Annotated in this window: 10 protein-coding genes and 2 tRNA genes; 10 read left to right on the top strand and 2 right to left on the bottom strand. The window is 47.9% G+C overall.

Going from position 1 to position 10,935, the window contains the following annotated elements; genetic code table 11:
- The first annotated feature begins 178 nt into the window (after positions 1–178).
- The 4 genes from HMPREF3201_RS08090 (at position 179) to HMPREF3201_RS08075 (ending at position 4,501) form a co-directional block, all read left to right on the top strand.
- Entirely contained in the window at positions 179–775 is a 597-nt protein-coding gene (locus tag HMPREF3201_RS08090) for an RNA polymerase sigma factor (RefSeq protein ID WP_062412568.1), read from the top strand.
- A 339-nt stretch (positions 776–1,114) separates the two neighbouring features.
- Positions 1,115–1,528: a helix-turn-helix domain-containing protein gene (locus HMPREF3201_RS08085; protein WP_062412567.1), complete on the top strand. Its 414-nt coding sequence runs from the start codon at positions 1,115–1,117 to the stop codon at positions 1,526–1,528.
- 113 nt (positions 1,529–1,641) lie between these two features.
- Positions 1,642–3,474 carry an HsdM family class I SAM-dependent methyltransferase gene (locus HMPREF3201_RS08080; RefSeq protein ID WP_062412566.1) on the top strand — a complete coding sequence of 611 codons (1,833 nt, stop codon included), beginning with the start codon at positions 1,642–1,644 and terminating at the stop codon, positions 3,472–3,474.
- The gene (locus HMPREF3201_RS08075) at positions 3,455–4,501 is read left to right on the top strand and encodes a restriction endonuclease subunit S (protein WP_154254709.1); all 1,047 of its coding nucleotides are present in this window, start codon (positions 3,455–3,457) and stop codon (positions 4,499–4,501) included. Before HMPREF3201_RS08080 ends, HMPREF3201_RS08075 begins: the two co-directional genes overlap by 20 nt.
- Positions 4,502–4,656: 155 nt before the next feature.
- On the opposite strand, the gene HMPREF3201_RS08070 is transcribed toward HMPREF3201_RS08075, so the two are convergent.
- The gene (locus tag HMPREF3201_RS08070; RefSeq protein WP_062412565.1) at positions 4,657–5,835 is read right to left on the bottom strand and encodes an MFS transporter; all 1,179 of its coding nucleotides are present in this window, start codon (positions 5,833–5,835) and stop codon (positions 4,657–4,659) included.
- A 106-nt stretch (positions 5,836–5,941) separates the two neighbouring features.
- On the opposite strand from HMPREF3201_RS08070, the gene HMPREF3201_RS08065 reads away from it, so the two are divergent.
- From HMPREF3201_RS08065 to rlmH, 6 genes are all read left to right on the top strand, one after another.
- Positions 5,942–7,129 (top strand): pyridoxal phosphate-dependent aminotransferase, encoded by a 1,188-nt coding sequence (locus HMPREF3201_RS08065; protein ID WP_062412564.1) that lies wholly within the window; start codon positions 5,942–5,944, stop codon positions 7,127–7,129.
- 73 nt (positions 7,130–7,202) lie between these two features.
- Positions 7,203–7,279 (top strand) — tRNA-Ile (locus HMPREF3201_RS08060).
- 45 nt (positions 7,280–7,324) lie between these two features.
- A tRNA-Ile gene (locus HMPREF3201_RS08055) sits at positions 7,325–7,401 on the top strand.
- Positions 7,402–7,468: 67 nt separating this feature from the next.
- Complete coding sequence (locus HMPREF3201_RS08050) at positions 7,469–8,404, top strand: MBL fold metallo-hydrolase (RefSeq protein ID WP_062412563.1); 936 nt, start codon at positions 7,469–7,471, stop codon at positions 8,402–8,404.
- A gap of 2 nt (positions 8,405–8,406) precedes the next feature.
- Entirely contained in the window at positions 8,407–9,534 is a 1,128-nt protein-coding gene (locus tag HMPREF3201_RS08045; protein ID WP_062412562.1) for a S1C family serine protease, read from the top strand.
- Complete coding sequence (gene rlmH, locus HMPREF3201_RS08040) at positions 9,534–10,013, top strand: 23S rRNA (pseudouridine(1915)-N(3))-methyltransferase RlmH (protein ID WP_062412561.1); 480 nt, start codon at positions 9,534–9,536, stop codon at positions 10,011–10,013. The genes HMPREF3201_RS08045 and rlmH overlap by 1 nt, the downstream gene beginning before the upstream one ends.
- 433 nt (positions 10,014–10,446) lie before the next feature.
- Here the strand turns inward: rlmH and HMPREF3201_RS08035 are convergent, their stop codons facing one another.
- On the bottom strand, positions 10,447–10,881 hold the full coding sequence (locus tag HMPREF3201_RS08035) for a cyclophilin-like fold protein (protein WP_062412560.1): 435 nt from the start codon (positions 10,879–10,881) through the stop codon (positions 10,447–10,449).
- Positions 10,882–10,935 lie beyond the last annotated feature (54 nt).

The raw sequence follows: 10,935 nt of genomic DNA, 5'->3' as shown, positions 1-10,935 counted from the left end.
CCAGCCAGATCGTAACACGTAAAGTCGAAATTCTCGAATAAGCGAGAGACTTATATAGGGGGATACCTTGGGCGGCGCCTGCCGCTCAGGGTATTTTCCGTATCTGAATTTTTGTAGATTCATTCATACCGAGAGGGGTCCTAATTTTGACATCACCATAAGTAAGGAGTGTGTAACCATGACCGCAACGTTAAGACATTATGTCCGTGAAGCACAAAGAGGCGATGAGACCGCTGTTGAAATCCTTTTTGACCAGTTTAGGCCTTTATTTAGAAAACATCTGGGACAATATGCTCGTCACTATCGATATTCTGAAGATCTTCAATCATCGATACACAGTGCGGCCTTTCTTTGCATCATGGACTTTGACTTAGAAAAGCCGGGAACGGTGCAGCAAGCCATGCAAATGAGCATTCATAATTTTCTAGAACGGGAATCATATCATATGGAAAAATATAATTCAAACATACAAAAAAACGTGGAAGACGAAAACGGTGGCTTAACCGATTTGCCGGAAGGCTGTATGGCACCGATTGCGCAATGTCCGGAGCATCAATACAATGCGGCTGAGCGCCAGGAGCAAGTGTGGGATGCCTTATATTCGTTGAGCGAAAAAGAACGAAACTGCATCATCTGGCATCATATGCACGGGCACTCTTATCGAAAAATAGCCAGAAAATATCACCTTAGTGAGGCGACTATCCGACGAATTGTCGGTGCGGGAATGGAACGATTAGCCCATATCATTGCGAAAAATCCGATATTGGCAGACTGAAAATATAGCGATTAAAATAATTGATCCTATCGATATATATTTTTTTATAACAAAACAAGGCATGCGTAAAGACAACTCACGAGTGAGATTGTTTCTATGTGTGCCTTGTTTTTTTGACGAATAATTGGTGACGCGATAGAGGGATTTCTTTTAAGAAGATAAGTGACTCACATGACTGGTGATATCACAAAATGATGATTATTTAATCATAAACCATACAAATAGTTAACTGAATATAAAATATAATTAACTTAATGTGAATTAATAAACTGAAATATATACTTAATTCACGAAATATGATATAATTAGTTTACATGATGTGAAGAAAGGAGCGGCGACATGGGAGATTCTTTTGCAGAACGGCTTCGAAAACAACGAAAAGAAAATCATCTTACCCAGGCCGACTTGGCGGCAAAAATTGGTGTATCCAAAGCCGCCGTGGCCATGTGGGAAAAGGGTACCCGTATGCCTGATTCTGGCAGGCTCGTACGGATAGCGGATTTATTTGATAAACGCCTCGATTATATGATGGGGAGAACCGATGATGAATCTTCCTTAACGGATGAAGACACGAAACCACAAAAATGGGAGCTCGAGGATCAATTCGTAGCTATTATCAAGATGTACCTCTCGCTGGACAATTTTGGACGTTCTGCTATTGAGAATCTGGTACGGTCAGAATGTCTTCGTTGTCATAACCAGCAAACGATTAAAGATGCTTCGGATATAAAAATATCCTTGCAGATCCGATGATGATGAAACCTTCAGGGGCATCGTTAAAATAGAAAATACAGCTTTACATGAACGGAAGATAAAGATCACCTCCTATCGGAAGTGGAATTTTACAGCAAGAGAGGTAACGAGTAATGGGAAAACAATTGACTGAGGATGAAGTGCGCGATAAGGCACGGGATATTCTTGGCTTTGCGGATAAAAAAGGTGTTCGAGCGGGTGTTGGTCAGCTTACGACATTCAATCAACTTGGGTTTACCGGTGTGGCCGATAAGCCCGACGGATGGTACCTGCCTGATAATCATGCAGATACGGCTGTTGTGCTTGAGACGAAATCCTCAAAGATTGCGCTTGGTGAAAAACAAGTGAACGAAGTTCTGAAGAACGTCAGAATCCTTGAGGAACAGTATAATCATGTCGTAGGCATTCTGTATAATGGTGACGATGTGCGCGTGTTTAAGGGGACTCAAGAATATGAGGGGGAAGGTACGAAAGAACTTCAAAATATTGAGTACTATGCGGCTCTGTTTACGGTTGACCACATCGACAAAGAATATATATACTCGCTAACAGCGAAAATTAACAACTGCCTTCATTTTGAATTTGGTATCAAAAATCTATATCACCGAATGATTTTTACTGCTTGCGCCCTTGTCGCGAGACGATATGATGCTCTGATGGTCAAGGGGATGGACTATCAGATGTTTACGAACGCCATTCAGTCCTCGCTGAATAAGGCCTTAATTCGGGATAAAAGTCAGAATCAGAAACTGGAATTACTTCTCGACGTGTTTTCTGAAATTCGTATGAATCTCAACGTCAATAGTGAAGATGAAAAAGCTCAACAGCATGTTAAAGATTTGATTGGGCAGTTCATCGATTGGGTAACTGCGATTTCCGATTGCCTTAATTCTGATGCATGGCGCGGTGAGGATGTCATGGGCATTTTCTTCAATGAGTTCAATCGCTACAAGAAGAAGTCCGAAGCTGGGCAGATTTTTACGCCCGAACATATAACGGATTTCATGTATCGGATTCTTGAAGTCAATAAGGACGACAAGGTACTGGACGCTACCTGCGGTTCAGGAGGCTTCTTAGTCAAGGCTATGGCCAACATGATCTTTGAGGCCGGCGGAGCACAAACCAACAAGGCGAAAAAAATCAAGCAATCTCAACTCTACGGCATCGAGTTTGACCGTGAAATTTATGCCCTTGCTTGTGCAAACATGCTAATTCACAAGGATGGCAAGACCAACCTTGAGCAGTTGGACGCAAGAACCGAAGAGGCCGGCAAATGGATTGCGAAACAAGGTATTACTAAAGTTTTGATGAATCCGCCATACGAGAAAAAGTACGGCTGCATGAAGATTGTCGAGAATGTATTGGACAATGTGCCTGAGCATACGATGTGCGCATTCATTATGCCGGACAAGAAGCTTGAAAAGACATCGAAGGGGCAAATAAAGCGAATTCTATCACATCACCGCTTAAAGAAGGTTATAAAACTGCCGGAAGACCTGTTCTTCAATGTCGGCGTCACGACCTCTATTTTCGTATTCGAGTCGGGAATTCCTCAAGAAGGAAAGGATTTGTTTGCTTGCTACATGGAATCGGACGGATTGGCAACGGTCAAGAACAAGGGACGTCATGACATCTATGGAAAATGGTCTGATATTGAGGATTATTGGGTGGATATCGTCGAGAAACAGTCCGGCGACGAGACGTGCCAATGGGTAAAGTCTGGCGAACACCTGTCCTATCAGGTCCCGCAAAAACCATTCGAGATATTCGAGGAAGACTTTAGGAAGACGGCAATGGATTATCTGATGTTCCAAAAAGGGATTGACGCCAAGGCCTTTGGCGATAAATTGCTAGAGACTGCTATGTATTCGAGTTGTATTAGTGAAGGTGATGGAGACGTAATGATAAGCCTGAAGAAGGTCGGTGATGACAGTGGCGAAGATTAATACGAGCAAATGGAAAAAGTTCGAGATTGGACATTTGTTTGAAATAGGTCGTCCTGTATCTCGCAGCCAAGCAGCATATGAAGAGGGGGATATCCCATTTGTGGCATCTGGAAACTTCAATAATGGAGTTGTGAAATATTGCGAGTCAAAAAATGGAGAAGTTCTTGATGAGAAAAATTGTATCACGGTCAGTCCTCTTGATGGTTCGGCTTTTTACCAATCGGTTGATTTTCTGGGGAGGGGTGGAGCCGGTTCTGCCATTCTTATACTTCGGAACAAACATATTAATGAGAGAAACGGTTTGTTTTTGTCAACAGCAATCCGATCTTCTTTGACAAAATACACTTACTCTGATCAATTAAATTCACAGACGATATCTTCTGAAACTATTAAACTCCCCGTCGATTCTCATGGAGATCCTGATTGGGACTACATGGCTTCCTTCATGGCGGACGTCATGAAGGAAGCTGAGGCTTGCCTTGAGCATCTGAGGCTTGTCGATAAGAAGAAGACGGTTGTTGATATATCGCAGTGGAAAGAGTTTGAAATTGGCAAATTGTTTCCTAAGATAATGAAGCCGCCTGTACTTCATGAAAGACAGGTTGTAGAGGATGCTGGTGGAATCCCTTATGTTGTAAGAACAAAATTTGATAATGGTATTAAGTACCGGGTTCAGCAAAACGATGAAATGAAGCCAAGTCCGGCAGGAGTTATTTCATTTGGAGCAGAGAATTCAGCTTTTTTTTATCAGCAAGAAAAGTTTGTATCCGGTCGTGATATTTATTACATAGATACAAGCGCTCTGAATGAAGGAGCTTGCCGGTTTTTGACTGCCTGTTTGCAACCAATAGCTCGCAAATATTCCTACAATTATGGATTATTCCCCGATTTATTAAGGTCTGAGAAAATTAAACTTCCTATTGATAGTGAAGGAAATCCTGATTGGGCCTACATGGATTCATATATGAAGGATGTCATGCAGGTTACAGAATCACACGTGGATGCCATGAGCAAAGCAATTCTTTAGGATGATTATTAAATGCAAGTGAAACGAAAATAAACGCAGAAAATATGAATACGCTTGTAAATAGCAAAATAAAACCGCAGAAAGCCATTGATACGACTTTCTGCGGTTTTATCGATATGGAAATATTCAAGATTTTTTGTGCATTATCAAGATTTTTAACTATGCAAATTCTTCCAGGCCTTCGGCACCGGGATGAGGAAGGCGAAAATGGAGCCGATGATGGCGCAGATCCAGAGGATTTGCAGGGCTGTTGTGAGGCCCCACTGGTCGGCACCCCAGCCGACGAGGGGCGAGACGAGGCCGCCGATGGTCGTCGTTAAGCCTAAGGTGACGCCTGAGGCGAAGCCGACGTTTTTCCCGAGGTAGGTCTGTCCTAAGACGACGATGGGGCTGTAGGCAGCAAAGAGGGAGAAGGCGACGGGCAGGAGCAGGATGGTCGCCGTGACGATGTCAGTGCTGTTGACAAAGAAGAAGGTCGACGGGATCATGAGCAGCATGGCGCCGCGGAGGACGCGGATGAAGCCGAAGCGGTCGGCTAAGATGCCGCCGAGGAAGGTGATGACGACGCCCATGGAAAAGAGGATTGACAAGGCCAGGCTCCCTGTCGTCGGGGCGGCATGGAGGACGTTGATCCAAAAGAGGGGGATGAAGGCGTTGCAGACCGTAAAGCCGATGGAGCGGACGAAGATGACGACCGACAGGCGGCTGAAGGGACCCCATTCGTTTTCTTTGACTTCGCCGGGATGGGCTTTTTGTTCTTCTCGTTTTGCTTCTTGGACGAGAGACAGGATATGGGGCATGCGGTGATAGATGATGAGGGCCAGGATGGTATTGACGACGCCGAAGATGGCAAGACCTCGGATATCGAAGGCATAGGCGCAGGCACCGGCGACGATCGGTCCTACGGCAAAACCGGCGTTGCCGCCGACGGAAAAGGCTCCCAGGGCTTTTCCTTTTTGGTCACCGGCGATGTTGTTGACCATGCGGGCTGCTTCGGGATGGTAGATGGAGGAACCGAAGCCGCTGAACATGGAGAAGAGGAAGATGAGCCAGTAGTTTTGGGTAAAACCTAAGAGGGTCAGGCAGATCCCGCAGAGGATGGGTCCTAAGGGGACGAACCAGGGTTTTGAAATCTTATCGGAGTAATATCCGAAGATCGGCTGCGACACCGAGGATAAGAGCATGTTGGCAAATATGAGGGTCGCGCCGGCCTGGTAACTTAAGTTGCAGGTCGTGATGAAGTAGGGCAGGAGGGCCGGGATAGCGCCTTGTGCCCAGTCTACGGAAAAATGGCCCATGGTAAAGAGATAGACATAGGGACTTTGTTTTTTCATGAAGGTCTTCCTTTCGTTTTTTTTTCGATATTATTATAACATAGATTGTTTTCTTTTTTTTGACGGGATATAATAGAATATATTTATCGTTAAAGGAGTTGTTTGTATGGCATCGAAAGAAATGTACGCCCTCGGTTCGCAGGCTTCGGTCATCCGCGACCTCTTTGCCTATGGCCAGGAACAGGCAGCCGTCGTCGGCAAGGAAAACGTCTTTGATTTTAGTATTGGCAATCCGACCGTTCCGGCACCGGCTTGCGTTCGGCAGGCTATTGAAGATATCTTGCGTGAACGCGAATCAGCAGCTATTCACGGCTATACGGCAGCCGCCGGCGATGCACCGGTCCGCCAAGGCTTGGCCGATTTCATGAATAAAACCTACGGTGCCGATGTACGGGCCGATAATTTCTATATGACCTGCGGGGCAGCGGCTTCTTTGGTCATCAGCCTCAAGGCCATCGTTGAAGACCCTTCCGACGAAGTCATCTTGGTCGCTCCTTTCTTCCCGGAATACACGGTTTTCGTGCAGAATGCCGGTGCTAAATCGGTTATTTTGCCGCCTGATACGGAGCATTTCCAGATTTCTCTCGATGCCATGGAAAAGGCGATTACGCCGCACACGCGGGCCGTCATCGTCAATTCGCCCAATAATCCGTCAGGCGTCGTCTATTCGGCAGACACCTATGAAAAGTTGGCCGCTCTCCTTGAACGTAAATCGAAGGAAATCGGTCATCCGATCTATCTTATTTCTGACGAACCGTATCGCGAAATCATTTACGACGGCCTTCCGATTCTGTATGTCCCGAAGTTTTACCGCGACACCATCGTCTGCTATTCTTACAGTAAATCCCTGAGTCTTCCGGGTGAACGCATTGGCTACATCCTCGTTCCCGACTGCGTAACTGGGTCTAAAGAGGTATATACGGCGGTCTGCGGGGCCGGGCGTTTCATGGGCTTTGTCTGTGCGCCTCATCTTTTCCAGGACGTCATCTTGAAGTGCATGGGCCAGACCAGCGACGTCAATGTCTATGACCAGAACCGGAAACTATTATATAATGGTTTAAAAGAGATGGGCTATGACTGCGTCTATCCGAGCGGTGCTTTTTACCTTTTCGTCAAATCGCCGGAACCGGATGCCAAGGCTTTTTCGGACAAGGCTAAAAAGCTCAATCTCCTCATCGTACCGGCTGACAGCTTCGGCTGCCCGGGCTACGTCCGTATTTCCTACTGCGTCGATCCCGACATGATCCGGCGGTCCTTTGCGGCATTCGAAAAACTTATGGCGCAGTATAAATAAAATGTAAAGGATTTGGAATAATTTTCTTGACACGTTCTGTATCTGTGGTATACTAAACAAGTCGTTAGGAAATGGGCCTATAGCTCAGCTGGTTAGAGCGCACGCCTGATAAGCGTGAGGTCGGTGGTTCGAGTCCACCTAGGCCCACCATTTCTTTATGACTGACAATTGGGGAAGGCAAGGTATCCCATACATGGGCCTATAGCTCAGCTGGTTAGAGCGCACGCCTGATAAGCGTGAGGTCGGTGGTTCGAGTCCACCTAGGCCCACCACACAGACCATCGTTTGGAATTATTCCGGAACGATGGTTTTTTTTGAATCATGGGAAGGAGGGACTTAATGACTGAATGTGAACGGCAGCTCCAGGAAATGGCCTTGTCCATTCAGGAGGCAAGGCGGGAAGCCGGCTGCGATATAAAGAAAGCCGTGCCGGAACCGTCTCTCGATGCCATCCCCAACCTTGGCGGCGAAGCCCGGTCCGGTGACTGCCTGGTCAGTATGCTGGCCAGCGGCAGTAAAGGCAATTCGGCTTATATTCGCTGTGGTAAGACAAATATCCTCATCGATGCCGGTATCAGCTGCCGCCGTATTGAGCAGGGCCTCAAGCGTTACGGATGCAGCCTCGGCGACCTCGATGCCGTATTTATTACTCACGAACACTCGGACCACGTCGGCGGCATTACGACCCTTTTAAAGCGGACCGACATGCCGGTCTATACGACGGCTGAAACGTGGCAGGCCATGGGTCGCAAGACCGAGGGCTTTGATCATCGCTTCGTCCGCTTGACGCGGCGCGTGGCCTTGAAAGATATCGAAGTGACGCCTTTTGCCATCTCTCACGATGCAGCTCGGCCCGTCGGCTACAGCCTGCGTCACGGCGATGCTAAAATCACTTTGGCGACGGATTTGGGCTTTATTAGTCCAGATGTAGCGGCGGCGGCAGCCTATGCCGATATCCTCGTGTTAGAAGCCAATCACGATGAAGAAATGGTCCGAAACGGCCCGTACCCCTATGCGCTCCAGCAGCGAATCTTAGGGCGTTGGGGACATTTATCCAACAAGACGGCGGCGTCCTTCTTGGCGTCGCTTCCGACCAAGGGCCTCATGCGGGTCCTCTTGGCTCATCGCAGTGAGAAGAACAATACACCATCACTCGCGCTTCATACGATGCGCACGGTCCTCTCTCAGTACGGCCGTGTCGTCGGTCAAGATATTTTATTGCGGCTGGCCTGCCAGGACGGCAGCGTCCGCTTTCAGGAAAGGAGTAGTGACTAACTATGCAGCACAAACGAATCCTTACGGCCGTCGTTGCCGTAATCCTCATCGCCGGCGGTGTCTTTGGCGGCTTTAAGCTCCGCGATACCTTTTTTTCACCGACCGGGACCTACCAGGGGACGACGAACCAGCTTGAAGAACCTAAAAAGTCTGAATCCATTTCGAGTGCCCGCAATACGGCTGTCGTTCAGGCGGCTAAGAAAGTAAGCCCGGCTGTCGTCGGTATCACGACCAAGGTCTATAACCGCGACATGTTCAACCGTAAAGTCTTGGTTGGCGAAGGCGTCGGCTCCGGCGTCATCTTTGACAAGGCCGGTTACATCGTTACCAACAACCACGTCGTCGGCACGGCCAAGACGGTCATCGTTTCCTTAGCGGACGGTCAGAGTACGGAAGGTACCGTCGTCGGCCGCGATGCTAAGACGGACTTAGCCGTCGTAAAAATCAATATGGACAACCTGCCCGTTGCTGAATTTGGCGACAGCGACTCCCTGCAGGTCGGCGAACCGGCTATTGCTATCGGCAACCCCTTGGGCCTTGAATTCCAGGGAACGGTTACGGTCGGCGTCATCAGCTCCCTCAATCGTACTATCGGTGCTGAAGGCCAGAGCATGAAGCTCATTCAGACCGATGCGGCGATCAACCCCGGCAACTCCGGCGGTGCCCTGGTCGATGCGGATGGTAAGGTCATCGGCATCAACAGTGCCAAAATTTCTCAGGAAGGCGTCGAAGGCTTAGGCTTTGCCATCCCAATCAATGCGGCTCGTCCGATTTTACAGGACCTCATCACCAACGGCAAAGTCGTCCGCCCGTACCTCGGTCTCTACGGCCTTGACCAGCAGATGGCAGCTCGCTTCGGCATGCAGCTCAATGCCCAGGGTATCTACGTCTACCGCGTCGTTCCTGGTGGTCCTCTCGATCAGGCCGGACTCCAGCACGGTGACGTCATCGTTAAGTTAGACGGCACGGATGTCAAAGACTTTGCAAGCCTCCAGAGCGTCATGGATAAACTCAAAGTCGGTGACTCGGTCAGCATCGATTACACCCGTAACGGCATGAACCGCGAAGCGACGGTCGTCCTCCAGGAAAGCCCGCAGACCGATTCGTCTGACGACGACCAGAGTAACTGATGAAGTACCATCTTATCACTATCGGTAAAATTAAGGAGAAATACCTGACGGCCGGCATCGATGAGTTTTTGAAGCGCCTTCGGCCTTACGGTGAGGTCACGGTAACCGTCCTGCCCGAAGAAAAGATGCCCGACAACCCATCGCCGGCCCAAAAGGCCCAGGTCCTCGACAAAGAAGGGGAAAAGATGCTGCGCCACGTCCATGAAGGATCGCACCTCATGGCTCTCGACGTAGGCGGAAAACTCGTCTCGTCGGAAGAACTGGCGGCGTCCTTTTCGGACCTTGCCCTCTACGGCTGCAGTGAAATCTCCTTCATCATTGGCGGACCCTTCGGCCTCAGCGACATCGTTCGCAGAAAAGCCGATAAATGCATCTCCTTTGGCCGCATTACCCTGACCCATCAGATGATACGCCTGATCCTGATCGAGCAGATCTACCGGGCTATTAAAATCTCCCGGCACGAACCGTATCACCTGTAAAAGCTTCTGAAAGTCAAACATCCCTCACTACCGTAATGGACAGTGAGGGATGTTTTTTATGTAAAACCCTTGCAGATAATATCTGATAAATGCAAACAAAAACATGATGAAAAGCGTCTTCCATGAAGACAGACAATGGTCGTTAAATCTCCATAGGATGCGGAAAGTGGATTGTACGAGAATGGATACGCCGAGTATCTGCGAAAGATACGTAAATTGATATTTTGACGGGATGATCCTGTTTCAAACACATTACCGGACAACTCATACGACTCCTCAAACTGTATATAATCTTCGGGATTCATCGCTTTTTCCCCAGCTCTGATGTCGCATCATTTCGACAGTCTCCGGGGCGTGGTTGTATGGTGACTTATAAAAATGAGCGCCCGTAGGAATACAAAGCTACCTATGAGCGCTCACCGATTATCAATGATTATTTTGCCAGTTCAATTCGTACCTCGTAACTGCCGCTCAAATTTTTAAGAACGGACAGTTCGCTATCTACTTTTCCGAGATTGACTTGATAACCGTAACTGTCGGAATTTTCCTCATTATCAAAGAGGATGGTGAACCAGTTGCCGTCCGTGGCAAAATCAATGTCACCGTTCAACCAACCGTTATGTTCGTCCTTCGGATCGTAAGGAAGCGCGTTACCCATAACGCCGCATACGTCAAATGAGTAACGGTTTACTCGTACTTTATAAGGCAGCATTTTAATCAAGGCTTTTGCTGCTTTGCTGTCATTCAACGTGGCGGGGACAAGGATGTCTCCAAAATAGATGTTTACCTTTGTGCCGTTTTCCAGCACCCTTGTTGCGATTTGTGGATTCTCTGTTTGAGATACCGCATTGTCTCTTGCATACTGCATTGTGTTTTTCCTTTCTCCATAAAATCCTTTAGTATTCCTTCCTTTTGCAACATG

Origin of the sequence: Megasphaera sp. MJR8396C (genome assembly GCF_001546855.1) — a bacterium.
In the GTDB taxonomy this organism is placed as follows: domain Bacteria; phylum Bacillota; class Negativicutes; order Veillonellales; family Megasphaeraceae; genus Megasphaera.
The sequence above is the reverse complement of the archived record's forward strand: the minus strand, read 5'-3'. Positions and strand labels throughout refer to the sequence as shown.